This is a genomic window from Kitasatospora sp. NPDC088346 (assembly GCF_044740765.1).
In the GTDB taxonomy this organism is placed as follows: Bacteria; Actinomycetota; Actinomycetes; order Streptomycetales; family Streptomycetaceae; genus Kitasatospora.
Map to the genome: position 1 here is coordinate 1 of NZ_JBIURH010000003.1, position 24,538 is coordinate 24,538.

Genomic DNA, 24,538 nt, shown 5'->3' on the forward strand with positions numbered 1-24,538 from the left:
CCGCCGCGAACGGAGCGATCTTCGCCTCCGCCAACGAACGCACCGCCTCACGGAGCATCTCGTGCTCCTCGCTGAGCCGGAAGAGGTCGAAGTCCGAGCTGCCCGCCATGTGCCACACCCTTCGCGCGTTAACTACCGTTCAGTAGGGCCATCCTAGGCTCGCCCCGCGCGCGCCGTCGGGTGACGTGCGCGACACGGGCCGGCGCCCGGCGGACGGCTCAGCGGACGCTCTCGCCCAGCGTGTCGCTGGTGGTCCGGTGCTGCGCGAAGTACTCGTCCATCCGGTCGTTGCGGACGGCCTCCCAGAGGGTCGCGGAGGCGGCCTGGTCCAGCTTGACGACGTCCTGGCCGTCGATGCTGTCGAAGCCGCCGAAGGGCGCGTTCATGAACCGGACGTCGTCGGGCCGCACGCCGCGCAGGCTCCAGCCGAGGTCGTAGAGGTCGGTGTTGCTGAGCCGGTCGTCGACGCTCACCACGTCGCCGACGGCCTGGAGCAGGCCGGTGAGACGGCCGGGGTTGCCCAGGGTGCCGGCGTTCATGGTCTGGATCATGAGGGCGCGCAGGAAGTTCTGCTGGCGCTTGGTGCGGTCGAGGTCCCCGTTGGGCAGGCCGTGCCGCTCACGGACGTACAGCAGGGCCTCGTCGCCGCTCATGTGGTGGGTGCCCTTGAGCCACTCGCGGGCGTCGCCCTTGGCCTCGATGGTCTGCGGGATGGTGATGTCGACGCCGCCGACGGCGTCGGTGAGCTTCCGGAAGCCGTTCCAGTCGATCACCGCGACGTGGTCGATCCGGATGCCGGTGAGCTTCTGCACCGTGTCCACCATCAGTGGCGGGCCGCCCCAGGAGTACGCCGCGTTGATCTTCGCCATGCCGTGGCCGGGCACCGCCACCCAGGTGTCCCGGGCTATCGAGACCAGCGAGACGCTCCCGCGGTCCGCCGACAGGTGCATCAGCATCATCGTGTCGCTGCGGCTCGCCCCCTCCCTCCAGGCCGGAGCCTTGGCCTGGCCGCCGGTGGTGGGCACGTCGGAGCGGGCGTCCAGGCCGACCAGCAGGAAGGTCAGGCCCGCGCCCGGTACGGGCTGGGGCTGGGCGGACTCCGGGACGCTCGGGAAGGCGCCGGGGATCCGCTCCACGGACGACGCGTAGTGCTCGGCCGTCCAGTAGATGCCCCCGATGCCCCCGCCGACCAGCACCAGCAGGGCGGTCAGCGTCCAGATCAGCACCCGCCTGGTCCGCCGGCGGCGCCTGCCGCGCCCCTCGTCGGCGGCCTCGTCGGCGGCCCCGTCGGTCCCGTCCCCGGGCCGGCCGTCCACCCCGTCCCGCTCGTCGAACAGGCTCAGCGACTCGGGTCGCCCGCCCGCCCCGTCCTCGTGCTCCCGCGCGTTCATGCGCGCATTCTGTCGTTCCGGCCGCGGGCGCGGGATTGAAACGGGAGTTCCCACCGTGACCGGTACGTGCGGGTGCTCCCCCCGTTACCCACCGCAGTCGCAACCGCTTCGGGGGACCGGCCCACGGGCCGCCGTCCGGCGGATACCATCGGTGCCTGCGGCCCCGGGCTCACCCGACCCGGCACGGCCAGAGTCCCGACCACAAAGGGGAAGCACGTGGCCCTCCGTCTCACGGTGATCGGTACCGGCTACCTCGGTGCAACGCACGCGGCCTGCATGGCCGAGCTGGGCTTCGAGGTCCTCGGGCTGGACATCGACCCGGAGAAGGTGGCGGCGCTCAAGGCCGGCCGGGTGCCGATGTACGAGCCCGGGCTGGCGGAGCTGCTGGTCAAGCACGTGCCCGGGCACGAGGGCTCGACCGGCCGGCTGCGGTTCACCGACTCGCCCCAGGAGGTCGCCGAGTTCGGCGACGTGCACTTCATCTGCGTCAACACCCCGCAGAAGAAGGGCGAGTTCGCGGCCGACATGTCGTACGTGGACGCGGCGCTGGACTCGATCGCCCCGCACCTGACCCGGCCGACCCTGGTGGTCGGCAAGTCCACCGTGCCGGTCGGCAGCGCCAACCGGCTGGCCGAGCGGCTGGCCGCGCTCGCCCCCGCCGGGTCCGACGCCGAGCTGGCGTGGAACCCGGAGTTCCTGCGCGAGGGCTACGCCGTCGGCGACACCCTCCACCCGGACCGGCTGGTGGTCGGCGTACGCAGCGAGCGGGCCGAGCAGCTGCTGCGCGAGGTGTACGCGACGCCGATCGCCGAGGGCGTGCCCTTCGTGGTGACCGACTTCCCGACCGCCGAGCTGGTCAAGGCGGCCGCGAACTCCTTCCTGGCCACCAAGATCTCCTTCATCAACGCGATGGCCGAGGTCTGCGAGAGCGCCGGCGCGGACGTCGTCCAGCTCAGCCGGGCCCTGGCCCACGACGAGCGGATCGGCGGCAAGTTCCTCAACGCCGGCCTCGGCTTCGGCGGCGGCTGCCTGCCCAAGGACATCCGAGCCTTCATGGCCCGCGCCGGGGAGCTGGGCGCCGACCAGGCCCTGACCTTCCTGCGCGAGGTCGACTCGATCAACATGCGGCGCCGCTCCCGGATGGTGGAGCTGGCCCGCGAGCAGTGCGGCGGCGGCTTCCTCGGCCGCCGGGTCGCGGTGCTGGGCGCGGCCTTCAAGCCGAACTCGGACGACATCCGGGACTCCCCCGCGCTCAACGTGGCCGGCCAGATCCAGCTGCAGGGCGCCCAGGTCACGGTCTACGACCCGAAGGCGATGGACAACGCCCGCAAGATGTTCCCCAGCCTGGCGTACGCGGCGACACCGCTGGAGGCCGCGGAGGGCGCGCACGTGGTGCTGCACCTGACGGAGTGGCAGGAGTTCCGCGAGCTGGACCCGGAGGTGCTCGGCACGGTGGTCGCCGAGCGCCGGATACTGGACGGCCGCAACATCCTGGACGTGCCGCGCTGGCGGGCCGCCGGATGGACGTACCGGGCGATGGGCCGCCCCGGCGCGGAGTAGCCCTCCGCGCCCCCGCCCGGAATGCGCCGCCGGCTCGCGCCGTTGGAGTGCGACATGAGCTACGGAGACCGGGAAACGGTTCGCAGGATCCTCCAGGACGCGGGCGACACCTGGGCGGTGGTCGGCCTGTCCACCAACACCCGCCGGGCCGCGTACGGCGTCGCGCAGGTGCTCCAGCGGGCCGGCAAGCGGGTGGTGCCGGTGCACCCCAACGCGGAGACGGTGCTCGGGGAGCAGGGGTACGCCACCCTCGCCGACATCCCGTTCGAGGTCGACGTGGTGGACGTGTTCGTGAACAGCCGCCTGGCCGGCGAGGTCGCCGACCAGGCGGTGGCGGTGGGCGCCAGGGCGGTCTGGTTCCAGCTGGACGTGGTGGACGAGGACGCCTACGCCCGTACCACCGGCGCCGGACTGGACATGGTCATGGACCGCTGCCCGGCGATCGAGCTGCCGCAGCTCTAGGCCTCGCCGGGGACCTGGGCGGAGACCTTCGCCGTGAGCGGGCCGGCGAGTGGGACGGCGATGTCGCAGACCGGGGCGTCCCCGGCGGCCTCGGCCCAGTCCGCGAAGTAGACCTCGCGGGGCGCGCCGGTCACCTCGCGGCCCTGCTCCCGGGCCCACTGGAAGACCGCGTCGTAGGCCGTCAGGATCTGCGGGTAGACCACCTGGGCCTTGGTGACGGTCGTGTAGGCCTGGTGGTGGGCGGGCTCGACCCGGTACGGGACGGTGATCTCCGCGGCCCGGTCCCGGTCGACCGGGACGCAGAGCTCCACCGGCCCGTCGCTGTCCTCGTTGACCTCGCCGTGGTAGACGACGAAGGGGGCCCCGGCCGTCCCGCCGTAGGCCTCGGCCGCCGCGAACAGGCGGTCGCACGCCGCCGGGATCCAGACCGGCAGGTCCTCCGGCCCCGCGTGCCGCTGCTCGGTGAGCACCAGCTGCTCCGGCACCTCTCGCTGCTGGATGTCGAACATGTCCAGAATCCCTTCGCCGCCTGACAGTTGGATGCGGAGGTAGGCCGCCAACTCGCGCTGCGCGGCGATCCGTCGCTCGACCGCGGCCCAGTACTCGGCCACCAGCCGGGCGCCCTCGGCGCCCGGTGCGGCCAGTACCTCGGCGACCGCGGCCAGCGGCATGTCCAGCCCGCGCAGCAGCCTGATCCGCCGGGCGTCGACCAGCCGGCTCTCGCGGTACGAGCGGTAGCCGGTGACCGGGTCCACCCGGTCGGGCCGCAGCACGCCCTGGCTGTCGTACAGCCGCAGGGCCTTCTGCGACAGCCGGGAGCGCCGCGCGAACGCGCCGATGCCGAGGGTTGCGTCCTCCTCCATGTCCTCCACCGTCCTGTCTGCCCCAGGGGGAGGGTCAACCGCGGCCGTCGAGCTGCCCGACGGTGGCCCAGGAGGGGCCGCGGAAGGTGAGCTGGAGGTCGGTGGCGACGTCCTCGGCCTGCCGCAGCACCCGGACGGCGTTGTGCCAGGTGAGCTTGGAGAGGTCGGCCTCCGACCAGCCGCGGCCGAGCAGCTCCGCGATCAGGTTGGGGTAGCCCGCGACGTCGTCCAGCCCCTGCGGCAGGAAGGCGGTGCCGTCGAAGTCGCCGCCGATCCCGAGGTGGTCGATCCCGGCCACCTCCCGCATGTGGTCCAGGTGGTCGGCGACGACGGCGACGGTGGCGACCGGCTGCGGGTGGGCGGCCTCGTACGCGCGCTGGACGGCCATCGCCTCCGGGGTGGTCTCCAGCGGGTGCACGCCGTGCGCGCGCAGGTTCTCGTCCGCGGCGGCGGTCCACTCGATCGCGGCGGGCAGGACGAACTTCGGCACGAAGGTGGCCATCGCCAGGCCGCCGTTGGCGGGCAGCTGGGCCAGGACGTCGTCCGGGACGTTGCGCGGGTGGTCACAGACGGCGCGCGAGGAGGAGTGCGAGAAGATCACCGGCGCCTCGGAGACCCGGAGCGCGGCCCGCATGGTGTCCGGCGAGACGTGCGAGAGGTCGACCAGCATGCCGAGCCGGTTCATCTCCCGGACGACCTCCTCGCCGAACGCGGTCAGCCCGCCGGCGGCCGGGACGTCGGTGGCGGAGTCCGCCCACGGCACGTTGTCGTTGTGGGTCAGCGTCATGTACCGCACGCCCAGCTCGTACATCATCCGCAGGGTGCCGAGCGAGCAGTTGATGGAGTGGCCGCCCTCGGCGCCGATCAGCGAGGCGATCCGGCCCCGGCGCCGGGCGTTCTCCATGTCGTCGGCGGTGAGGGCGAGCTGCAGCACCGCCGGGTAGCGCGCCACCATCGTCCGGACGAAGTCGATCTGTTCCAGGGTGGCGCTGACGGCCTGGTCCCCGGCGTAGTCGGAACGCACGAAGACCGACCAGAACTGCGCACCGACCCCGCCCGCGCGCAGCCGGGCGAAGTCGGTGTGCAGCCGGCCGCTCTGGTCGGCCGTCAGGTCGATGGCGTCGAGGTCGTACCCGGCCTGGGCGCGCATCGCCCAGGGGAGGTCGTTGTGACCGTCCACCACGGGGGTGTCGCGGAGGACGGCACGGGCGCGATCCAGCAGTTCGGGAGTCATCCCCCTGTTGTATCGCGGACGATCCGCCCCAGGTGCTACTTGCCGAAGCCGAACGACGAGGAGCCGGCGACCTTGGCGCGCAGCTTCTTGCCCTTCTCGGTGGCCTGGTTGTTCAGTTCGACCTGGAACTCGACCATCTTCTCGGCCAGTTCGGGATCGAACGCGGCGAGCATCCGGACCGCCAGCAGGCCGGCGTTGCGGGCACCGGCGACCGAGACGGTGGCCACCGGCACGCCGGCCGGCATCTGGACGATCGACAGCAGGCTGTCCATGCCGTCCAGGTAGCGCAGCGGCACCGGCACGCCGATCACCGGCAGCGGGGTGACGGAGGCCAGCATGCCCGGGAGGTGGGCAGCGCCGCCGGCACCGGCGATGATCGCCTTCAGCCCGCGCCCGTGCGCCCGCTCGCCGTAGGCCACCATCTCGCGCGGCATCCGGTGCGCCGAGACCACGTCGACCTCGTACGGGACCTCGAACTCGTCGAGGGCCTGGGCCGCGGCCTCCATCACGGGCCAGTCGGAGTCCGAGCCCATGACGATGCCGACGACGGGACCAGTGGGGTTGGTCATTCGGTGATCGTTCCTCGCAGGTAGGCGGCCGCATGGCGGGCGCGCTCGCGGACGTCGTCGAGGTCGTCCCCGAAGACGTTGACGTGGCCGACCTTGCGGCCGGGCTTGACGTCCTTCCCGTACATGTGGATCTTCAGGCCCGGGTCACGGGCCATGCAGTGCAGGAAGGCGTGGTACATGTCGGGGTAGTCCCCGCCGAGGACGTTGACCATGACCGTCCACCGGGCCCGCGGGCGCGGGTCGCCCAGCGGCAGGTCGAGGACGGCCCGCAGGTGGTTCTCGAACTGCGAGGTGACGGCGCCGTCCTGGGTCCAGTGGCCCGAGTTGTGCGGGCGCATGGCCAGCTCGTTGACCAGGATCCGGCCGTCGCGGGTCTGGAACAGCTCGACCGCGAGGTGGCCGGTGATGTCCAGCTCGCCCGCGATCCGCAGGGCCAGCGCCTGGGCCTCGCCGGCCAGCTCCGGGTCCAGGTCGGGGGCCGGGGCGGTCACCTCGGCGCAGACGCCGTCCTCCTGGACGCTCTCCACCACGGGGTAGGCCACCGCCTGGCCGCTGGGCGAGCGGACCACGTTCGCCGCCAGCTCGCGCAGGAAGTCGACCTTCTCCTCGGCCAGCACGGGCACCCCGGCGAGGAACGGCGCGGCGGCCGCGGACTCGTCGTCGACGACCCAGACGCCCTTCCCGTCGTAGCCGCCGCGGACGGTCTTCAGGACCACCGGGTAGCCGGCGCCCTCCTCGGCGAACGCGGTGACGTCGGCCGGGTCGGCGACCAGCCGGTGACGCGGGCAGGGCACCCCGATGGAGTCCAGCTTCGCCCGCATCACGCCCTTGTCCTGGGCGTTCACCAGCGCGTCGGGGCCCGGGCGGACGGCGATGCCGTCGGCCTGGAGGGCACGCAGGTGCTCGGTGGGCACGTGCTCGTGGTCGAAGGTGACCACGTCGCAGCCCGCCGCGAACCGGCGCAGCGTTTCGAGGTCGCGGTAGTCACCGAGCACCACGTCGGAGACCACCTGCGCGGCGGAGTCCTGGGGGGTGTCGGCGAGGAGCCGGAACCGGATGCCGAGCGGGATGCCCGCCTGGTGCGCCATCCGGGCCAGCTGGCCGCCGCCGATCATGCCGACCACTGGAAAATTCACATTACCCGCGAGAGTCACGCCGCCCAGGATATCCGGGCCGGTCGGGACGGGTGCACAGCCGGGCGCCGGGAGGGCCGGGGCACCGGGGGTGGGGACGGCCGGGTGTGGAGCGAGTAGCCTGGATGGCCGGACCCCGAGAAGCACAATCCGATCATGTGTGTATACGAGGGGACCGCCCGCGTCCGACCGACGCGAGCACGGCACCCTCGCACGCGAGCACATGGAGACAGCCGGGTATGACGATCACCACCGCACCCAAGCCATCCCTGACGCAGCGACTGCAGGGGATCTCGGGCGAGATGATCAAGTTCGGCGTGGTCGGCCTGAGCGGCGTCGCCGTCAACTTCGTCGTGTTCTGGATCTGCATCAACGGTCTCGGCCTGGCCTCGCTGCGCTCCAACATCGCCGCCACCCTGATCGCCATCGCGACCAACTACCTCGGCTACCGCTACTGGCTCTACCGCGACCGCGACGCGGCCTCGCGCAAGCGCGAGATCACGCTCTTCCTGCTGTTCAGCGGCATCGGCATGCTGATCGAGACCGGGATCCTCGGGTTCTCCGTCTACGTCCTCGGCCTCACCACGCACCCGGAGCAGCTCGCCGCGAAGGTCGTCGGCCTCGGCGCCGGCACGGTGTTCCGCTTCATCTCGTACCGCACCTGGGTCTTCAAGGCCCTCCCCGAGCTCACCGAGCCCGAACCGGCCGTGGTCACCGAGGCCGAGCGGCTGCTGACCACCGAGCAGCCCGCGTACGTCGAGCAGCGCTCGTAGCGGCGGTCCGTCAACCCGGAGCCGGGACGCCACCCACCCGTTCGGCTGATAGGCCGGCCACCCGGGCCCCTCCGCACGGCGCCATCCACGCTCGTACGGCTCCGCCCCACACTGCGCTAGTCGGTCGTACGGCTCCGCCCCACGAACAGCGCGAACACCGGCGGCTGGAGGGACAGCAGTTCCAGCCGGCCGCCGTCCGCCTCCGCGAGGTCGCGGGCGACGGCGAGGCCGATGCCGGTGGAGTTGCGGCCGCTGACCGCCCGTTCGAAGACCCGGTTGCCGAGTTCGGCCGGGACGCCCGGGCCCTCGTCCTGGACCTCGGCGACGATCGAGCTGCCGGAGCGGCGGACCCGCAGGGTGATGGTGCCGGCGCCGTGCATCAGGGAGTTCTCGATCAGGGTGGCCAGCACCTGGGCGACGGTGCCGGGGGTGCCGGTGACGTGCGCGCCGCGGATGCCCTCGATGACCAACCGCCGACCGCTGTCCCGCAGCGGCGGCCCCCACTCCTCCAGCTGCTGCTTGACGACCTCGTCGAGCGGGAAGCCGACCGCGGTCGGGCTGCTGCGGTCGCGCTGGTTGGTGAGCAGGCGCTGCACCACGTCGGTGAGCCGTTCGACCTGCTGGAGGCCGATGGCCGCCTCCTCCCGGACGGTGGCGGGTTCCTCGGCGAGCGCGGTGATCTCCTCCAGCCGCATGGAGAGCGCGGTGAGCGGCGTGCGCAGCTGGTGGGAGGCGTCGGCGGCGAGCCGGCGTTCGGCGGTGAGCATCCGGGCGATGCGTTCGGCGCTGGCGTCGAGGACCTCGGCGATCCGGTCGAGCTCGGGGACGCCGTAGCGTCGGTCGCGCGGGCGCGGGTCGCCGGAGCCGAGCCGTTCGGCGGTCTCGGCGAGGTCGGTGAGCGGACGGGCCAGCCGCTTGGCCTGCCAGACGGCGAGCGCGACGGCGGCCTGGACGGCGAGCAGGGCGACCACACCGAGCAGCAGCAGCATGTTGCCGATCTCGTGGTCGACCTCCTCGCGGGACTGCATCACGGTGACCGTCTCGCCGCTGGCCCCGACCTCGGCGGCGCTGAGGGTGGGGCCCTTCACCGGGCGTCCGGCCGCGATGAGCGGCTGGCCCGGGATGTCGACCAGGACGAAGGATCCCTCGGTGACCTGGGCGGCGAACTTCTCGCCGGTCACCGGCTCCCCCGCGGCCAGCCTGCTCTCGACCAGGCCGAGCACCCGGACGGCCTCCGCGTCCACGCGGTCGTTGGCCGCACTGACGATGCTCTGCTTCTCGATCAGTGCCAGCGGTACGCAGAACACCGCGACCACCACCAGGACGACGCCCAGCAGCGAATTGATCATCCTGCGCTTCACGCCGGGCGGCCTCTGTCAGTTCTTCTCGAAGCGGAAGCCCACACCGCGGACGGTGGCGATGTAGCGCGGGTTGGCCGCGTCGTCGCCGAGCTTCTTGCGCAGCCAGGAGATGTGCATGTCGAGGGTCTTGGTCGAGGTCCACCAGGTGGTGTCCCAGACCTGACGCATGATCTCCTCGCGGGTGACCACCCGGCCGGCGTCCCGGACCAGCACCCGGAGCAGTTCGAACTCCTTGGCGGAGAGGGTGAGCTCCTCCTCGCCGAGCCAGGCCCGGTGCGACTCGATGTCGATCTTCACGCCGTGTGCACCGGTGGTGAGCTGGTCCACGTTGCCGCGGCGCAGCAGGGCCCGGACCCGGGCGAGCAGTTCGGCGAGCCGGAACGGCTTGGTGACGTAGTCGTCGGCGCCCGCGTCGAGGCCGACCACGGTGTCCACCTCGTCGGCGCGCGCGGTGAGCACCAGGACCGGGAAGCTCTTGCCGTCGGCGCGCAGCCGGCGGCAGACCTCCAGGCCGTCCATCTCGGGCAGGCCCAGGTCCAGGACGATCAGGTCGACCTCCTCGGTCAGCCCGGCGCCCAGCGCGGCGGGGCCGTCCTCTCGGACCAGCACCTCGTAGCCCTCCCGGCGCAGGGCGCGGGCCAGCGGTTCGGAGATTGCCGGGTCGTCCTCGGCCAGCAGCACACAGGTCATGGGCTGATGGTAGACCGCCGCGGGCCCCTTGATCAGGGTGCGTACGGCCCCTTGACCTCCGCATGACCTGCGAGCGGGACGACCGCGGGCGGGGCCGCGCGGGCGCTGTGAACTAGTTCACAGAGCGTGATCATCGGCTCGGGGCCGCCATGGTTTCGAAGGCTCGGTCAGGCGCCCCCCTTCGGCGAAGATTTCCGCGTGCTACCTTCGCTTCAAAGGACATTTTGCGCTCAGGCCAATGAATTCACACCCAAGAGCCTCTTGCACTTTGCTTGCGCGTTACCCGCCGTGTCATATTTGTCCGTCCATGTCATGGAATACCGCCACGTACAGTGGTTTGGTCCCCGTCCGCCTCCACCCCCCTTGGCGGACGAAGTCAGGCAAGGAACCCCTACACATGGCGTCTACCACCCTGGATGCCGGCATACAGTCGGCCCCTCCCAGCGGCAAGACCTTCCTCGGGCACCCCCGGGGACTCGCCACTCTCTTCATGAGCGAGATGTGGGAGCGCTTCAGCTACTACGGCATGCGCGCCCTGCTGGTCCTCTACATGACGGCCGCCACCACCGACGGCGGCCTGGGCATGAAGGTGGCCGTCGCCGCCGCGGTCTACAGCGTCTACACCGCGATGGTCTACCTGCTGGCCCTGCCCGGCGGCTGGATCGCCGACCGCTTCCTCGGCGCCCGCAAGACCGTCGCCGTCGGCGGCACGATCATCATGGCCGGACACTTCATGCTGGCCGTACCGGCCACCGTGTCCTTCTTCGCGGGCCTCGGCCTGATCGCCATCGGTTCCGGCCTGCTGAAGGCCAACATCTCGACGATGGTCGGCCATCTCTACGACGGGCCGAACGACCCGCGCCGCGACGGTGGCTTCACGATCTTCTACATGGGCATCAACCTCGGTGCCTTCGCCGCGCCGCTGGTCATCGGCACCGTGGGCCAGAGCGTCAACTGGCACCTCGGCTTCGCCCTCGCCGGCGTCGGCATGGCGCTGGGCCTCGGCCAGTTCCTGCTCGGCACCCGTCACCTGAGCGCCCGCAGCGACGTGGTGTCCTCGCCGATCTCGGCCGCCGAGAAGCGCGACGTGTTCCGCAAGGCCGGCCTCTGGCTGGCGCTGGCCGTGGTCTTCTACGCCGTCGTCGCGCTGACCGGCAGCTTCACCATCGACTGGGTGATCTGGCCGCTGTCGATCGCGGGCATCGCGCTCCCGGTCTTCGTCTTCGGCAAGGTGAAGCGGGACAAGGACCTCAGCTCGGACGAGCAGTCCAAGATGAGCGGCTACATCTGGTTCTTCATCGCGGCCGCCGTGTTCTGGATGATCTACGACCAGTCCGGCTCGACGCTGAGCGTCTTCGCGGACGACAGCACCGCCTCCACGCTGTTCGGCTTCGACTTCCCGTCCAGCTGGTTCCAGTCGCTCAACCCGCTCTACATCATGGCGCTGGCCCCGGTCTTCGCCTGGCTGTGGGTGGCCCTGGCCCGCCGGGGCAAGAACCCCAGCACCACGATGAAGTTCGCGATCGGCCTGCTGATGGTCGGCGCGTCCTTCCTGGTGATGATGCTGGCGATGGCGGCCGCCGCGGGCGGCACCAAGGTCACGCCGCTCTGGCTGGCGCTGGTCTACCTGGTGCAGACCGTCGGTGAGCTCACGCTCTCCCCGGTCGGCCTGTCCGTCACCACCAAGCTGGCCCCGGCCAAGTACGCCAGCCAGATGATGGGTGTCTGGTTCCTCGCCGTCACGGCGGGCGACTGCGTGGCCGCGATCTTCCAGCTGGTCCTGGGCGACGCGACCGGCAGCACCTGGTACTTCGCGGTCCAGGGCGTGCTGGCGATCATCGCCGGCATCGGGCTGGCGCTGTACCGCAGGAAGGTCGTCAGGCTCATGGGCGACGTGCACTGACGCACCGCGCGCGACGCGCGACGCACCACGACGAGGGGCCGGTACCCGCCGAGGCGGACACCGGCCCTTCGCCGTACCCGGCCCGAGGGGCCGGACGCCGGTCAGAACTCCCGCGCGCCCGCCCGCCAGACGGCGGCGGTGAGCGGCACGCCCGGCCGGTAGGCCAGGTGGACGTGCGAGGGCGCCTCCAGCAGCAGCAGGTCGGCCCGGGCGCCCAGGGTGATGACGCCCACGTCGCTGCGGCGCAGCGCCTTGGCGCCGCCGGCGGTGGCGGCGTGCACGGCCTCGTCCGGGGTCATCCCCATCTCGCGGACGGCCACCGCGATGCAGAAGGCCATCGAGCTGGTGAAGCTGGAGCCCGGGTTGCAGTCCGTGGACAGCGCAACGGTGGCGCCCGCGTCGAGCAGGCGGCGCGCGTTCGGGTAGGCGGCGCGGGTGGAGAACTCCGCGCCGGGCAGCAGCGTGGCCACCGTCTCCGAGCCGGCCAGCGCGGCGACGTCCTCGTCGGTGAGGTGGGTGCAGTGGTCGGCCGAGGCGGCGCCCAGTTCGACCGCCAGCTGCACGCCCGGCCCGTACGAGAGCTGGTTGGCGTGCACCCGCGGGATCAGTCCGCGCTTGGCTCCGGCGGTGAGGACGGCGCGGGCCTGGTCGCCGTCGAAGGCGCCCCGCTCGCAGAAGACGTCGACCCAGCGGGCGTGCGGCGCGCAGGCGTCCAGCATCTCGCCGGTGACCAGGTCGACGTAGCCGGCCGGGTCGTCGGCGAACTCGGGCGCGACCACGTGGGCGCCGAGGTAGGTGGTCTCGGGGGTGTGCGAGGCGGCGATCCGCAGCGCCCGGGCCTCGTCGGCGACGGTCAGGCCGTAGCCGGACTTGCACTCGACGGTGGTGGTGCCCTGGTGCAGGGCCTCGCGCAGGAAGCGGACCAGGTTGGCGTCCAGTTCCGCGTCGGTGGCCGCACGGGTGGCGGCGACCGTGGTGCGGATGCCGCCGGCACTGTAGGCCTGGCCGGACATCCGGGCGTTGAACTCGGCGGTGCGGTCGCCCGCGAAGACCAGGTGGGCGTGCGAGTCGACGAAGCCCGGCAGCAGCGCGCGGTGCCTGGCGTCGAACCGCTCGTCGGCGGCGGGCGCGGCGGCGGCCGGGCCCACCCAGGCGATCCGGCTGCCCTCGACGACCACGGCGGCGTCCTGGAGCAGGCCCAGCGGGCCCTGTCCGAGCGCGGGGTCGTTGGTCACCAGGGTGCCGACGTCGGTGATCAGGAGGCTCAAGGGGACCCTTTCACTTCGGGACCCGGGAACGGGCCCCACCAGATCAGCCCTGGTGGGGCCCGCTCCCGGGAGTCTATGACTGCAGGGCGTCGATCGAGTCACGCAGGGCGGCCGGAACGTCGGCGACCAGTTGGTGCACGCCGTCCTTGACGATGTGCCGGCCGCCGACCACCACGTGCCGCACGTCGGCGGCGGAGGCCGCGAAGACCGCGGTCTCCGCGCCCAGCGCGGGCCCGGGCCCGGCCGTCCGGACGCTGTCCAGCGCGACGGCGGTGAGGTCAGCGAGCGAGCCGGCCTCGATCCGGCCGGCCTCCGGCCAGCCGAGCGAGGCGTGGCCGTCCTCGGTGCCGGCCCTGAGCAGCGCGTTGGCCGTCCAGTGCCCGCGGGTGCGGGTGCGCAGGCGCTCGTCCAGCTCCAGGGCGCGGGCCTCCTCGAACGGGTCGATGACCGCGTGGCTGTCGCTGCCCAGGCTGATCGGACAGCCCGCGCTCGCCAGCCGGCGGGCCGGCCCGATGCCGTCCGCGAGGTCCCGTTCGGTGGTGGGACACATGCAGATGGTGGTGGTGGAGTCCGAGAGCAGCCGGATGTCGTCGTCGCTCAGGTGGGTGGCGTGCACGGCGGAGGTGCGCGGGCCGAGCACGCCGTGGTCGGCGAGCAGCCGGGTCGGGGTGACGCCGTGCGCCGTGAGGCAGGCGTCGTTCTCGGCGGTCTGCTCGGAGAGGTGGACGTGCAGCGGTGCCTTGCGCATCGCCGCCCAGTGCGCGACGGTGCTCAGCTGCTCGGCCGGGACGGCCCGCACGGAGTGGACGGCGGCGCCGATCCGGGCGTGCTCGGTGGCCTTCAGCGCGTCGGCGCGGGCCGCCCAGGCGTCCGCGTCGCCGTCGCTGAACCGCAGCTGCGGCTTGGTCGGCTCGGCGCCGAAGCCGGCCGAGACGTAGCAGGTGTCCAGCAGGGTGATCCGGATGCCGGCCCGCAGCGCCGCCTCGATGAGCGCGTCGCCCATCGCGTTCGGGTCGTCGTACCGGCCGCCGCCCGGGGCGTGGTGCAGGTAGTGGAACTCACCGACGGCGGTGATGCCGGCCAGCGCCATCTCCGCGTAGACCGCGGTGGCCAGCGCCAGGTAGCTGTCCGGGTCGAGCGCACCGGCGAACCGGTACATGGTGTCCCGCCAGGTCCAGAAGGTGCCGGAGCCGACCTGGACGGTGCCGCGCAGCGCGCGGTGGAAGGCGTGCGAGTGCGCGTTGGCCTGGCCGGGGAGGACCAGTCCGCCGAGCCGCACCGCCCCGGGCGGGCAGGGCCCGCTGTCCGGGGTGACCTTGGCGATCCGCCCGCCCGGACCGACCGTGATCAGCACCTGCTGCTCGACGACCGGTCCGTTGGCGTGCGGCAGCCAGGCGTACTCCGCCCAGTACGTCACCGCTGCTGACATGCGAGGTCCTCCAGTACGTCGGCGAGAGCGGCCACGCCGGCGAGGCAGTCGCGCTCCTCGGCGTGCTCGGCCGGGGAGTGCGAGACGCCGCTCGGGTTACGTACGAACAGCATGGCGGTCGGGATCGCCGATGCCAGGATTCCGGCGTCGTGTCCCGCACCGGTCGGCAGGACGGGTACCCCGCCGAGGCCCTTGGCGAGCCGGTCGCGCAGCGGGCCGTCGAAGTCGACCACCGGCGTGTACGACTCCCGGGTCAGCTCGACCCGGACGCCGTCGTGCGTGCCGCGCGCGTCGGCGGCCTGCCGGATCTCCTCGACCAGCTCGGTCAGGGTCGCCTCGTCGGCGGCCCGGGAGTCCAGCCAGCCGCGGATCAGCGAGGCGATCGCGTTGGTGCCGTTGGGCTCGACGGCGACCTTGCCGAAGGTGGCCAGGGCGCCGGCCAGCTCGGCCTTCTCGCGGGCGGAGAGCACGGTGCTCGCGAAGGTGAGCATCGGGTCCCGGCGGTCCTCGATCCGGGTGGTGCCGGCGTGGTTGGCCTCACCGTGGAAGTCGAAGCGCCAGCGGCCGTGCGGCCAGATCGCGCTGGCCACGCCGACCGGGTGCTCGGCGGTCAGGGAGCGGCCCTGTTCGACGTGCAGTTCGACGTAGGCGCCGACCCGGGCGAGCCGCTCGTGGTCCGAGCCGATCGCGGCCGGGTCGTAGCCGGCCCGCTCCATCGCGTCGGGCAGCCGGACGCCGTCGGCGTCGCGCAGCGCGTACGCCGACTCCTTGGAGAGCACGCCGGCGGTGAGCCGGGAGCCGATGCAGGCCACGCCGAACCGGGCGCCCTCCTCGTCGCCGAAGTTGACGATGGCCAGCGGCTTGTCGAACTCGGCTCCGCGCGCCCGGAGTTCGTCCAGGGCGGCGAAGGCGGAGACCACGCCGAGCGGGCCGTCGAAGGCGCCGCCGTCGGGGACGGAGTCCAGGTGCGAGCCGGTGACGATCGCGCCGCCGGCGCTCGGGTCGCCGAGCCACGCCCACTGGTTGCCGTTGCGGTCCAGCTCGTAGGCCAGGCCGCGGGCGCGGGCCTGCTCCTCGAACCAGACCCGGCACTCGGCGTCGGCGGTGTTCCAGGCGAAGCGGCGGTACCCGCCGGAGGAGGCGGAGCGGCCCACGGGGAGCAGCTCCGCCCACATCCGGCGGAAGGAGTCCTCGGTCACAGCTCGTTCATGGGGACGCGCACCCCGCGCTCGTCCGCGACCTCGACCGCGCGGTCGTAGCCGGCGTCGACGTGCCGGATGACGCCCATGCCCGGGTCGTTGGTGAGCACCCGGCGGATCTTCTCGCCCGCGAGCGCGGTGCCGTCGGCGACCGTGACCTGGCCGGCGTGGATCGAGCGGCCGATGCCGACGCCGCCGCCGTGGTGGATGGAGACCCAGGACGCGCCGGAGGCGACGTTGACCATGGCGTTGATCAGCGGCCAGTCGGCGATCGCGTCCGAGCCGTCCAGCATGGCCTCGGTCTCGCGGTACGGGGAGGCGACCGAGCCGCAGTCCAGGTGGTCGCGGCCGATCACCAGCGGGGCGGACAGCTCACCGCTGGCGACCATGTCGTTGAAGCGCGCGCCGGCCTTGTCCCGCTCGCCGTAGCCGAGCCAGCAGATCCGCGCCGGCAGGCCCTGGAAGTGCACCTTCTCCTGGGCCATCTTGATCCAGCGGTGCAGCGACTCGTTCTCCGGGAAGAGGTCGAGCACGGCCTTGTCGGTCTTGTAGATGTCCTGCGCGTCGCCGGACAGGGCCGCCCAGCGGAACGGGCCCTTGCCCTCGCAGAAAAGCGGGCGGATGTACGCCGGGACGAAGCCGGGGAAGGCGAACGCGCGGTCGTAGCCGGCCAGCTGGGCCTCGCCGCGGATCGAGTTGCCGTAGTCGAAGACCTCGGCGCCCTTGTCCAGGAAGCCGACCATCGCCTCGACGTGCTTGGCCATCGACTCGCGCGAGCGCTGGGTGAACTCGGCCGGCTTGGCGGCCGCGTAGTCGGCCATGTCGTCGAAGTCGACGCCGACCGGCAGGTAGCTCAGCGGGTCGTGGGCGCTGGTCTGGTCGGTGACGATGTCGATCGGGGCGTCCATCGCGAGCAGCTGCGGGAAGATCTCCGCGGCGTTGCCGAGCAGGCCGATGGAGAGCGGCTGCCGCTTGTCGCGGGCGGCGGTGGCGAGCTCCAGCGCGTGGTCGAGGTTCTTGGCCTCGACGTCCAGGTAGCGGTGCTCGATCCGGCGGGCGATCCGGGACGGGTCGCAGTCGACGCAGATCGCCACGCCGCCGTTCATGGTGACGGCCAGCGGCTGGGCGCCGCCCATGCCGCCGAGGCCGGCGGTGAGGGTGATGGTGCCTTCGAGGGTGTTGTTGAACTTCTTGGCCGCGACGGCGCCGAAGGTCTCGTAGGTGCCCTGGAGGATGCCCTGGGTGCCGATGTAGATCCAGGACCCGGCGGTCATCTGGCCGTACATGGTGAGCCCGAGGCTCTCCAGCCGGCGGAACTCCTCCCAGTTGGCCCAGTCGCCCACCAGGTTGGAGTTGGCGATCAGCACCCGCGGCGCCCACTCGTGGGTCTGCATCACGCCGACCGGGCGGCCGGACTGGACCAGCATGGTCTCGTCCTGCTTCAGGGTCTGCAGGGTGCGGACCATGGCGTCGTACGAGCGCCAGTCGCGGGCCGCCTTGCCGGTGCCGCCGTAGACGACCAGCTTGGACGGGTGCTCGGCCACCTCGGGGTCGAGGTTGTTCATGAGCATCCGCAGGGCTGCCTCCTGCTGCCACCCCTGCGTGGTCAGGTTCGTCCCGCGCGCCGCGCGGACCTCGCGCGGACCACTGCCCGTCTGCTGCTGCACCATGCTGCCGGCCTCCCTGCGGATGGATTCATTCAATGTGTGTTGCTCTGAATATATCCAATCATCCGCCCGCCCACCAGACCATCGCGCCAACGATCACCGTCGGGGGTCCGCCGGTCGTCGCCGGGGGCACGGGCACGCGGGTCGCACCACGGGGACGCACGGGGTCCACCGCCGGCGTCCCGGCACGGGAACGGCGCGGGAACGGCAGGGCGGCGGCACGGGGGGACGGTCCGGCGGGGCCGGGCGGGCGGCGCGGCGGGGCAGGGGGCGCGCCGGGACGGGAGAGGGCGCGCGAAGGGGCTCAGGCGGCCGCGTCGCCGTCCCAGTCGATGCCGATCTCGGCCAGCCAGCGGCGGTCGTCCGCACCGAGGGCCTCGGCCCGGGCGGGCTGGCCGGGCCGGGCCGGCGGCTCGGCCGGCCGGGGTGCCCGGGGGATCTCGCGGATCGGGCCGAGCCCGTACCGCTCGGCGGCGCCGGCCGCGGCGTCGGGGTCGATCACCCCGACGTGCACCGCCGTCTCGTCCCCCGCCTCCAGGACGACCAGGTCGGGCTCCGGCGGCTGCTTGAGCGAGATGCGGCGGCCGCAGCTCGGGCAGGACCACTCGTCCGCCCCCGAGGCGAGTCGGCCGGTCAGTCTCATCTGGTGGATCGGGCCCATGGCTGACACCCCCGTCCGGCCCTGGCGCCAGGGCCTGCTGGAGGGATGCCCGCTGGAGGGCGCCGGGCAACCCGTCGACGCCAAGCTGTGCCCATCGCGGAAGCGGGCTCCCCCGGGCCGCGCCCGTTGCGGGCGGTACCCGCTCCGGCGGCGCCTACTCCAGGAACAGCCCGCGGGCCGCCGCGGACTGCTCGATCGCCTCCAACCGGGCCTCCGCGCCCGGGAGTTCGTCGCACATGGTCTGCAGCAGCACCCGGCCGAGCATCATCGGCCCGCAGGCGGTGTCGAAGACCAGGTTGGTCCCGACCGCGACCGGCAACAGCAGGTCGGAGAGCTTGGCGACCGGCGCGAAGGCGCTGTCGGCGACGGTGAGCACGGTCAGCCCGCAGTCCCGTGCGACCACCAGGGCGTCCATCAGCTCGCGCGGGTAGCGCGGCAGCGCGAAGCACAGCAGGGCGGACGCGCCGGCGAAGGCGGCCTGCTCGATCCGGTCCGCCAGCATCGAACCGCCCTCGTCGAGCAGCCGGATGTCGGGGTGCACCTTGGCGGCGAAGTAGGCGAAGCCGCGGGCCTGCGCGGAGGCCGCCCGAAGACCGAGCACCGGCAGCGGCCGGGAGGCCGCCAGCAGGCGGGCCGCGCGGACGATCGGCTCCGGGTCCGCGAGCAGCGCGGCCAGGTGCCGCAGGTGCTCGATCTCGGCCAGGACGGCCTGCTGGTGCTCGTTGCGGACGGCGTCGGCCGGGGTCTCGGGCGCGGCGGGTTCGCCCGCGCCGAGCTCGCGCAGCTGCTTGCGCAGCGCCGGGTAGCCGTCGTAGCCGAGGGCGACCGCGAAGCGGGTGACCGAGGGCTGGCTGACGCCGGCCAGCTCGGCGACCTCGACGCTGGACAGGAACGGCGCCTCGTTGGCGTGCCGGACCAGGGAGTGGGCGATCCGGCGCTGCGTCGGCGTCAGCCGGTGGCCCTCGAAGAGCTGGAGCAGGCGGGCGGACGGCCCCACGGCGCCGTTCTCCTCCGGGGCTGTCATCAGCGGTACCTCCGAGCTCGGGTTGGGCGTCCACCGCTGGCCGCGGCGGCTGGGACGACTGTGGCGCAGTCCCGGCAGGTGGGCAATGGTGTTTCGGAGTTCGGGACGGTCCGATTCTCGGGGTGACCCTGATTTCTCCCTGAACCGCCCCCGAGATCCCGCGCCCCGGGTGGTCCCGCGTCCACCCGGCCCTCGATCATCGAGTCCATGGACACTTCCCAGGACGAGCTGCGCCGCGACCTCGACGCCGCCGTGCAGACCCGCAAGGAGCTGGGCCGCGAGTACGAGTCGGAGATCGTCGACTCCTTCCTGGCCCGGATCGACTCCCGGCTGGACGCCCGGGTCGAGCAGCGGGTCGCCGACCGGCTCGACCGTGCGGGCGGGGGCCCGAACGCCATCCGGGGGCGCGGCTCCCGGATGGCGCTGAGCATCGTCTCGCTGGTGATGGGCATCCCGCTGACCGCCATCGCGTCCGAGAGCGCCGGGCCCACCGGCCTGATCGTCTGCTGGGTCGGGATCGTCGGGGTCAACGTCGCGTCCGCCCTGGGCGACCGCCGCCGGGAACGGGAACCGTCCCGCGGCGCCCGGAGCGAGTGGACCTGACGGCCGCACCCGCTCCGGGGCCCGCGGTCATCAGGCCAGCGGGCCGGTGACCTTCTCGACCGCGGCCACCAGCTCGCCGGAGGCGACCAGCACGTGCGCGGCCTCCAGGTCGGGCGACAGGAAGCGGTCCCGGCCGGGGCCCTGCACGCCGGCCCCGCGGGCGGCGGCGATCGCGGCGGCGGTGGCGGGCGCGAGCGGGCCGCTGCCGCCGTCCGCCCGGATCTCCAGCGCGCGGGCCGAGGCCAGCAGCTCGACGGCCAGCACCCGGGCGAGGTTGTCCACGGCCAGCCGCAGCTTGCGCGCCGCCGACCAGCCCATCGACACGTGGTCCTCCTGCATCGCGGAGGACGGGATCGAGTCGACCGAGGCCGGGACGGCGAGCCGCTTGTTCTCGCTGACCAGGGCGGCCTGGGTGTACTGGGCGATCATCAGGCCGGAGTCCACGCCCGGGTCGTCGGCGAGGAAGGCCGGCAGGCCGTGCGAGCGGGCCTTGTCGAGCAGCCGGTCGGTGCGGCGCTCGGAGACCGAGGCCAGGTCGGCGGTGGCGATGGCGAGGAAGTCCAGCACGTACGCGACCGGGGCGCCGTGGAAGTTGCCGTTGGACTCGACCCGGCCGTCGGGCAGCACGACCGGGTTGTCGACCGAGGCGGCCAGCTCGCGGGAGGCGACCAGCTGGGCGTGCGCGAGGGTGTCGCGGCCGGCGCCGGCCACCTGCGGGGCACAGCGGATCGAGTAGGCGTCCTGGACTCGCGGGGCGTCGTCCTGGTGGTGGCCGGTGAGGCCGGAGCCCTTGAGCACGGCGAGCATGTTGGCGGCGCTGAGCGCCTGGCCCGGGTGCGGGCGGATCGCCGAGTGCAGCTCAGGGGCGAGCACCCGGTCGGTGCCGAGCAGCGCCTCCAGGCTCATCGCGGCGGTGATGTCGGCGGTGGTGAACAGGCGGGAGAGGTCGGCGATGGCCATCACCAGCATGCCGAGCATGCCGTCGGTGCCGTTGATGAGGGCCAGGCCCTCCTTCTCCAGCAGCTCGACCGGCTCGATGCCGGCAGCGGCGAGCAGCTCGCCGGCCGGGTGCTCGGCGCCGTCCGGGCCGTACGCGACACCCTCGCCCATCAGCACCAGGGCGCAGTGCGAGAGCGGCGCGAGGTCGCCGGAGCAGCCGAGCGAGCCGAACTCGCGGACGACCGGGGTGATGCCGGCGTTGAGGATGGCGGCCATGGTCTCGGCGACCAGCGGGCGCACACCGGTCCGGCCGGAGGCCAGGGTCTTCATCCGCAGGAACATCAGCGCGCGGACCACCTCGCGCTCCACCGCCGGGCCCATGCCGGCGGCGTGCGAGCGGACCAGCGAGCGCTGCAGCTGGGCGCGGAGCTCGGGACTGATGTGCCGGACGGCGAGCGCGCCGAACCCGGTCGACACGCCGTAGACCGGGCGCGGTTCGGCGGCGAGGGCCTCGATCGTGGCGCGGGCGGCGGCCATCTCGGCCTGCGCGTCGGGTCCGATCTCGACCCGGGCGTTGCCGCGCGCGACGGCGAGCACGTCCTCGGCACTGACGTCGGCCTTGCCGACCTGGATCACGGGCGCATCGGCAGCCACAGCACTGTGCATATCCATATGCACAATGACATCAGGTGAATGAGGATATGACAACCGGCGACCCGGCAGCTGTTCGATCCGGCCCCGGATTTCCGACCCGCGCCGGCCGTGACGCAAGCTGGGGCAGGACCACGAGCGGAGGTGTCGGGCGATGGCGCGGGCGACGGTACGGCGGCGGGTGGTGCGGTTGCGGGGCGCAGAACAGTCCGTACGGCCGGACGCCTTGGCGGCCGAGGAGCCGCTGGAGATCAGACTCGGCGGCGACCCCCTCACGGTGACCATGCGCACCCCGGGGCACGACTTCGACCTGGTGGCCGGCTTCCTGGTCGGCGAGGGCCTGGTGCACCGCGGCGAGCAGTTGGCCGCCCTGCGCTACTGCGCCGGGACGGACGCGGACGGCGCCAACACGTACAACGTGGTGGACGCGACGGTGCGCGGCGCCGCCGTCCCGCTCTCCGCCCACCGCAACCTGCTCACCACCAGCGCCTGCGGGCTGTGTGGACGGGACACCGTCGAGGCCGTCCGCACCCACAGCCACTGGCCGGTCGGCCAGGACCCCCTGACGGTGCACCAGGATGTCCTGTACGGGCTGCCGGACACGCTGCGGGCCGCCCAGCGCACCTTCGAGTCCACCGGCGGCCTGCACGCGGCCGGCCTGTTCGACGCGTCCGGCCGGCTGCTCTGCGCCCGCGAGGACGTCGGGCGGCACAACGCCGTCGACAAGGTGATCGGCTGGGCGCTGCGGGAGGGGCGGCTGCCGCTGACGGGGCATCTGCTGCTGGTCAGCGGCCGGGCCTCGTTCGAGCTGACCCAGAAGGCCGCGCTGGCGGGCATACCGCTGCTGGCCGCCGTCTCCGCGCCGTCCTCGCTCGCGGTGGACCTGGCCGAGGAGCTCGGCCTGACCCTGATCGGCTTCCTGCGCGGCCCGGGCGCGAACGTGTACAGCCGCGCCGACCGGATCGGCTGAGCCCGGGCCCCGCGCCGGCCCGGGGGCGGTCCGGGTGCGGTCCGGTCAGCTCCGGCGGCGCGAGCGCCGGAGCAGCCAGACGGCCAGCAGGAGCAGCGGGACGGCGATCAGCAGCACCAGCACGATCAGGGCGACGCCGAGGATGCCGGAGAACAGGCCGCCCTTCTTCTTTTTCTTGAGCTTGCTCTTGGCCAGCTCGGTGCCGGACGCCTTCGCGGGAGCGGGGGCGTCCGCCCGGCCGGCCGGGGCGTTCCCCGGTCGTTCCGTCCCGGACCGTCCCGGCACGGCCTGCGCGGACTGCGCGGCCGCGTGGTGCGGCGGCGCCGCACTCGCCGGACCGGCCGCGAGGGCGCCGCCGCCGAGGGCCAGCGCCGCGGTCAGGGCCAGACCCGCCCAGCGTGTTCGAATCACGTCAACCTCCCGGGGTCGCGGCCGAGGGCTCGGCCTGCCCCGGCTCGGCTTCCTCGGGAACCGGGACCGCAAACGTCCCGGGCGCCGCCGGCCCGGCGGCTCGGGAACAGAAGCGGCTCGGGAGCAGCGGCGAGCTCAGGAGCGGCGGCCGCTGCGGCGGACCAGCCAGACCACCAGCACGATGGCGAGGATCACCAGGATCGCCACGACGACGAGCCCGATCAGGCCGCCCTTGGACTTCTTCTTCTTGCTCTTGCTCTTGCTCTTGGCCAGCTCCGTCCGGTTCGCGGCCTTCTGCGCGACGGGCGCCTGGGCCTGCGACTGCCCGCCGTGAGCGCCCGCCGCCGCGGGTGCCTGCTGGACGGCCGAGACGGCGGCCGTACGCGGTGCGGCCGAGGCCGTGCCCGCGCTCAGCGTGGCGCCGCCGGCCGCGAGCGCCAGGGCGAGCAGTGCCCCCGCCAGACGTGTTCTCATCTGTCCCACCTCGTTCCCGCCCGGCCCCGGTGGCCCTGCGACGGCCTCAGAGTGGCATGCGGGCCCACCGCGCGACAGGGGTGCGGTACCGCCCGTTCCCCAGCTGTGACGGTGTAACGGCGCCGGGTCACCCGGCCAGCTCGGCGTCGGCCCGGGCGGTGACGGCGGTCAGCACCCGGGCCGCCGCCGCCAGGTCCTCGGCCGGCAGGCCGCCGTAGAGGCGCGCGGTGAGCTCGCCCACCGCGGCCCTGATCGCCTCGTGGCGGGCACGGCCGGCGTCGGTGAGCCCGAGCCGGCCGCCCTCGCCGGACGGCTCCGCCAGCAGCCCGGCGGTCGTCAGCTCGGCGAGGACGGCGAGCGCGGCCGCGGCGTCGATCTTCAGGGTGGCGGTCATCCTGGCGACCAGCGCGTCCCGCTCGGCGGCGCCGCCACGGTCCGCCGTGGCGTTGAGCGCCACCGACTGGTGGAAGTGGTGCCGGTCGCGGCGAGCCGGGTCTCCAGCAGGGCGCGGGTGGCGTGGTGGGCGAGGCCGATGACCTGGCCGTTGAGGGTCGGGGCGGTGGGCATGGCTACTCCTCGGTCGGAACGTCGGTCGGGCTGCCGTCGGACGGCACGTCCGGGGGCGCGTCGAGCGGCACGGCGAGCAGCGCCGTCAGCTCGTCGACCAGCACCCGGGCGCGGGCGCCGTCCCGGCCGCCGAGCGGCGCCAGCAGCCGGTCGAGCAACGGGTGGACGACGGCGATCGCACGGCCGGTGACCTCCCGCCCCTCGGCCGTGAGCGCGAGCTGGACGGCCCGGGTGTCGGTCGGGTCCGGGCTGCGCTCGACCAGGCCGGCCGCCTCCAGGGCGCGGGCCAGCTTGGAGACGTACAGCGGTTCGAGGCCGGTGTGGTCGGCCAGCCGGCGCTGGCTGGGGCGGGCGCCGGAGCGTCCCATCCCGGACAGGCTGGCCAGCAGCGAGTACTGCGCGTGGGTCAGCCCCAGCGGGGCGAGGGCGCGGTCGACCGCCACCCGCCACTTCGTAGACAGGCGCCAGACCAGGAAGCCGGGCGTGGGGCCCGCCGGGGTTTCACTCATACCGAATACGGTACATGGATATTAAGTACATGGCTACTATTTGGCGGCGCCTCGGCACGGCGGTCGGGCCGGAGCGGGGCGGGACCCAGCAGGGCGGGGCTCGGCAAGGCGGGACTCGGCAGGGCAGGCCTCGGCAAGGCGGGGCTCGGCAGGAAGCGCCTCAGCCGGGCGGCGGGGAGGCCGGCCCCGAGAGGGCCACGGCGACCAGGGCGCGCAACGCGGCCGTG

The 24,538-nt window shown here is 73.2% G+C and carries 25 protein-coding genes; 6 read left to right on the forward strand and 19 right to left on the reverse strand.

Annotated elements, in window-relative coordinates:
* Nucleotides 1–218 precede the first annotated feature (218 nt).
* Nucleotides 219–1,391 (reverse strand): LCP family protein, encoded by a 1,173-nt coding sequence (locus ACIOFR_RS05925; RefSeq protein WP_400992826.1) that lies wholly within the window; start codon nt 1,389–1,391, stop codon nt 219–221.
* Between the two features lie 216 nt (nt 1,392–1,607).
* On the opposite strand from ACIOFR_RS05925, the gene ACIOFR_RS05930 reads away from it, so the two are divergent.
* Nucleotides 1,608–2,951, forward strand: a complete 1,344-nt coding sequence (locus ACIOFR_RS05930) for a UDP-glucose dehydrogenase family protein (RefSeq protein ID WP_400992827.1) — start codon at nt 1,608–1,610, stop codon at nt 2,949–2,951.
* Between the two features lie 54 nt (nt 2,952–3,005).
* Nucleotides 3,006–3,413, forward strand: a complete 408-nt coding sequence (locus ACIOFR_RS05935) for a CoA-binding protein (RefSeq protein ID WP_400992828.1) — start codon at nt 3,006–3,008, stop codon at nt 3,411–3,413.
* Here ACIOFR_RS05935 and ACIOFR_RS05940 read toward each other — a convergent pair.
* Genes ACIOFR_RS05940 through ACIOFR_RS05955 form a run of 4 tightly spaced genes read right to left on the reverse strand, consistent with a single transcriptional unit; the run spans nt 3,410 to nt 7,215 of the window.
* Complete coding sequence (locus ACIOFR_RS05940) at nt 3,410–4,276, reverse strand: MerR family transcriptional regulator (RefSeq protein WP_400992829.1); 867 nt, start codon at nt 4,274–4,276, stop codon at nt 3,410–3,412. The two genes, ACIOFR_RS05935 and ACIOFR_RS05940, sit on opposite strands and share 4 nt — an antisense overlap.
* A gap of 34 nt (nt 4,277–4,310) precedes the next feature.
* Nucleotides 4,311–5,510 carry a dipeptidase gene (locus ACIOFR_RS05945; protein ID WP_400992830.1) on the reverse strand — a complete coding sequence of 400 codons (1,200 nt, stop codon included), beginning with the start codon at nt 5,508–5,510 and terminating at the stop codon, nt 4,311–4,313.
* Between the two features lie 35 nt (nt 5,511–5,545).
* Nucleotides 5,546–6,079 (reverse strand): 5-(carboxyamino)imidazole ribonucleotide mutase, encoded by a 534-nt coding sequence (gene purE, locus ACIOFR_RS05950; RefSeq protein WP_400992832.1) that lies wholly within the window; start codon nt 6,077–6,079, stop codon nt 5,546–5,548.
* Nucleotides 6,076–7,215 (reverse strand): 5-(carboxyamino)imidazole ribonucleotide synthase, encoded by a 1,140-nt coding sequence (locus ACIOFR_RS05955; RefSeq protein ID WP_400993248.1) that lies wholly within the window; start codon nt 7,213–7,215, stop codon nt 6,076–6,078. The genes purE and ACIOFR_RS05955 overlap by 4 nt, the downstream gene beginning before the upstream one ends.
* A gap of 236 nt (nt 7,216–7,451) precedes the next feature.
* Here ACIOFR_RS05955 and ACIOFR_RS05960 point away from each other — a divergent pair, with 236 nt between their 5' ends.
* Complete coding sequence (locus tag ACIOFR_RS05960) at nt 7,452–7,985, forward strand: GtrA family protein (protein ID WP_400992833.1); 534 nt, start codon at nt 7,452–7,454, stop codon at nt 7,983–7,985.
* A 116-nt stretch (nt 7,986–8,101) separates the two neighbouring features.
* Here the strand turns inward: ACIOFR_RS05960 and ACIOFR_RS05965 are convergent, their stop codons facing one another.
* On the reverse strand, nt 8,102–9,346 hold the full coding sequence (locus ACIOFR_RS05965) for an ATP-binding protein (protein ID WP_400992834.1): 1,245 nt from the start codon (nt 9,344–9,346) through the stop codon (nt 8,102–8,104).
* A 15-nt stretch (nt 9,347–9,361) separates the two neighbouring features.
* Entirely contained in the window at nt 9,362–10,036 is a 675-nt protein-coding gene (locus ACIOFR_RS05970; RefSeq protein ID WP_033818466.1) for a response regulator transcription factor, read from the reverse strand.
* 397 nt (nt 10,037–10,433) lie between these two features.
* Here ACIOFR_RS05970 and ACIOFR_RS05975 point away from each other — a divergent pair, with 397 nt between their 5' ends.
* Nucleotides 10,434–11,939, forward strand: a complete 1,506-nt coding sequence (locus ACIOFR_RS05975; RefSeq protein ID WP_400992835.1) for a peptide MFS transporter — start codon at nt 10,434–10,436, stop codon at nt 11,937–11,939.
* Between the two features lie 101 nt (nt 11,940–12,040).
* On the opposite strand, the gene hutI is transcribed toward ACIOFR_RS05975, so the two are convergent.
* From hutI to ACIOFR_RS06005, 6 genes are all read right to left on the reverse strand, one after another.
* Nucleotides 12,041–13,207 (reverse strand): imidazolonepropionase, encoded by a 1,167-nt coding sequence (gene hutI, locus ACIOFR_RS05980; protein ID WP_400992836.1) that lies wholly within the window; start codon nt 13,205–13,207, stop codon nt 12,041–12,043.
* A 73-nt stretch (nt 13,208–13,280) separates the two neighbouring features.
* Nucleotides 13,281–14,636, reverse strand: a complete 1,356-nt coding sequence (locus tag ACIOFR_RS05985; RefSeq protein WP_400992838.1) for a formimidoylglutamate deiminase — start codon at nt 14,634–14,636, stop codon at nt 13,281–13,283.
* Nucleotides 14,621–15,811, reverse strand: coding sequence for an allantoate amidohydrolase (locus tag ACIOFR_RS05990; RefSeq protein ID WP_400993251.1), 1,191 nt, complete (start codon nt 15,809–15,811; stop codon nt 14,621–14,623). The genes ACIOFR_RS05985 and ACIOFR_RS05990 overlap by 16 nt, the downstream gene beginning before the upstream one ends.
* 20 nt (nt 15,812–15,831) lie before the next feature.
* Nucleotides 15,832–17,505, reverse strand: a complete 1,674-nt coding sequence (gene hutU / locus ACIOFR_RS05995; RefSeq protein ID WP_400992840.1) for a urocanate hydratase — start codon at nt 17,503–17,505, stop codon at nt 15,832–15,834.
* 301 nt (nt 17,506–17,806) lie between these two features.
* Nucleotides 17,807–18,145, reverse strand: a complete 339-nt coding sequence (locus ACIOFR_RS06000) for a hypothetical protein (RefSeq protein ID WP_400992841.1) — start codon at nt 18,143–18,145, stop codon at nt 17,807–17,809.
* Nucleotides 18,146–18,317: 172 nt separating this feature from the next.
* A complete protein-coding gene (locus ACIOFR_RS06005; RefSeq protein ID WP_371497399.1) occupies nt 18,318–19,187 on the reverse strand; it encodes a MurR/RpiR family transcriptional regulator in 870 nt (289 codons plus the stop codon).
* 207 nt (nt 19,188–19,394) lie between these two features.
* Between ACIOFR_RS06005 and ACIOFR_RS06010 the strand changes: the two genes are divergently transcribed.
* Nucleotides 19,395–19,790, forward strand: coding sequence for a hypothetical protein (locus tag ACIOFR_RS06010; RefSeq protein WP_400992843.1), 396 nt, complete (start codon nt 19,395–19,397; stop codon nt 19,788–19,790).
* 30 nt (nt 19,791–19,820) lie between these two features.
* Here the strand turns inward: ACIOFR_RS06010 and hutH are convergent, their stop codons facing one another.
* Nucleotides 19,821–21,401, reverse strand: coding sequence for a histidine ammonia-lyase (gene hutH, locus ACIOFR_RS06015; protein ID WP_400992844.1), 1,581 nt, complete (start codon nt 21,399–21,401; stop codon nt 19,821–19,823).
* A gap of 133 nt (nt 21,402–21,534) precedes the next feature.
* Between hutH and fdhD the strand changes: the two genes are divergently transcribed.
* Nucleotides 21,535–22,350 carry a formate dehydrogenase accessory sulfurtransferase FdhD gene (gene fdhD, locus ACIOFR_RS06020; RefSeq protein ID WP_400992845.1) on the forward strand — a complete coding sequence of 272 codons (816 nt, stop codon included), beginning with the start codon at nt 21,535–21,537 and terminating at the stop codon, nt 22,348–22,350.
* Nucleotides 22,351–22,395: 45 nt separating this feature from the next.
* Here the strand turns inward: fdhD and ACIOFR_RS06025 are convergent, their stop codons facing one another.
* The 5 genes from ACIOFR_RS06025 to ACIOFR_RS06045 form a co-directional block, all read right to left on the reverse strand.
* Nucleotides 22,396–22,761, reverse strand: coding sequence for a hypothetical protein (locus ACIOFR_RS06025; RefSeq protein WP_400992846.1), 366 nt, complete (start codon nt 22,759–22,761; stop codon nt 22,396–22,398).
* Between the two features lie 135 nt (nt 22,762–22,896).
* A complete protein-coding gene (locus tag ACIOFR_RS06030; RefSeq protein WP_400992847.1) occupies nt 22,897–23,235 on the reverse strand; it encodes a hypothetical protein in 339 nt (112 codons plus the stop codon).
* A gap of 127 nt (nt 23,236–23,362) precedes the next feature.
* Nucleotides 23,363–23,629, reverse strand: coding sequence for a hypothetical protein (locus ACIOFR_RS06035; RefSeq protein ID WP_400992848.1), 267 nt, complete (start codon nt 23,627–23,629; stop codon nt 23,363–23,365).
* Nucleotides 23,626–23,802, reverse strand: coding sequence for a hypothetical protein (locus ACIOFR_RS06040; protein ID WP_400992849.1), 177 nt, complete (start codon nt 23,800–23,802; stop codon nt 23,626–23,628). The genes ACIOFR_RS06035 and ACIOFR_RS06040 overlap by 4 nt, the downstream gene beginning before the upstream one ends.
* A gap of 2 nt (nt 23,803–23,804) precedes the next feature.
* The gene (locus ACIOFR_RS06045) at nt 23,805–24,311 is read right to left on the reverse strand and encodes a MarR family winged helix-turn-helix transcriptional regulator (protein ID WP_400992850.1); all 507 of its coding nucleotides are present in this window, start codon (nt 24,309–24,311) and stop codon (nt 23,805–23,807) included.
* Nucleotides 24,312–24,538: the final 227 nt, after the last annotated feature.

Coding starts and splice junctions, on each gene's coding strand:
- ACIOFR_RS05925 (WP_400992826.1), bottom strand. CDS start 1,391: ATGAACGCGCGGGAGCACGAGGACGGGGCGGGCGGGCGACCCGAGTCG.
- ACIOFR_RS05935 (WP_400992828.1), top strand. CDS start 3,006: ATGAGCTACGGAGACCGGGAAACGGTTCGCAGGATCCTCCAGGACGCG.
- ACIOFR_RS05940 (WP_400992829.1), bottom strand. CDS start 4,276: ATGGAGGAGGACGCAACCCTCGGCATCGGCGCGTTCGCGCGGCGCTCC.
- ACIOFR_RS05945 (WP_400992830.1), bottom strand. CDS start 5,510: ATGACTCCCGAACTGCTGGATCGCGCCCGTGCCGTCCTCCGCGACACC.
- purE (WP_400992832.1), bottom strand. CDS start 6,079: ATGACCAACCCCACTGGTCCCGTCGTCGGCATCGTCATGGGCTCGGAC.
- ACIOFR_RS05960 (WP_400992833.1), top strand. CDS start 7,452: ATGACGATCACCACCGCACCCAAGCCATCCCTGACGCAGCGACTGCAG.
- ACIOFR_RS05970 (WP_033818466.1), bottom strand. CDS start 10,036: ATGACCTGTGTGCTGCTGGCCGAGGACGACCCGGCAATCTCCGAACCG.
- ACIOFR_RS05975 (WP_400992835.1), top strand. CDS start 10,434: ATGGCGTCTACCACCCTGGATGCCGGCATACAGTCGGCCCCTCCCAGC.
- ACIOFR_RS05985 (WP_400992838.1), bottom strand. CDS start 14,636: ATGTCAGCAGCGGTGACGTACTGGGCGGAGTACGCCTGGCTGCCGCAC.
- ACIOFR_RS05990 (WP_400993251.1), bottom strand. CDS start 15,811: ATGTGGGCGGAGCTGCTCCCCGTGGGCCGCTCCGCCTCCTCCGGCGGG.
- hutU (WP_400992840.1), bottom strand. CDS start 17,505: ATGGTGCAGCAGCAGACGGGCAGTGGTCCGCGCGAGGTCCGCGCGGCG.
- ACIOFR_RS06000 (WP_400992841.1), bottom strand. CDS start 18,145: ATGAGACTGACCGGCCGACTCGCCTCGGGGGCGGACGAGTGGTCCTGC.
- ACIOFR_RS06005 (WP_371497399.1), bottom strand. CDS start 19,187: ATGACAGCCCCGGAGGAGAACGGCGCCGTGGGGCCGTCCGCCCGCCTG.
- ACIOFR_RS06010 (WP_400992843.1), top strand. CDS start 19,395: ATGGACACTTCCCAGGACGAGCTGCGCCGCGACCTCGACGCCGCCGTG.
- hutH (WP_400992844.1), bottom strand. CDS start 21,401: ATGGATATGCACAGTGCTGTGGCTGCCGATGCGCCCGTGATCCAGGTC.
- fdhD (WP_400992845.1), top strand. CDS start 21,535: ATGGCGCGGGCGACGGTACGGCGGCGGGTGGTGCGGTTGCGGGGCGCA.
- ACIOFR_RS06030 (WP_400992847.1), bottom strand. CDS start 23,235: ATGAGAACACGTCTGGCGGGGGCACTGCTCGCCCTGGCGCTCGCGGCC.
- ACIOFR_RS06035 (WP_400992848.1), bottom strand. CDS start 23,629: ATGACCGCCACCCTGAAGATCGACGCCGCGGCCGCGCTCGCCGTCCTC.
- ACIOFR_RS06040 (WP_400992849.1), bottom strand. CDS start 23,802: ATGCCCACCGCCCCGACCCTCAACGGCCAGGTCATCGGCCTCGCCCAC.
- ACIOFR_RS06045 (WP_400992850.1), bottom strand. CDS start 24,311: ATGAGTGAAACCCCGGCGGGCCCCACGCCCGGCTTCCTGGTCTGGCGC.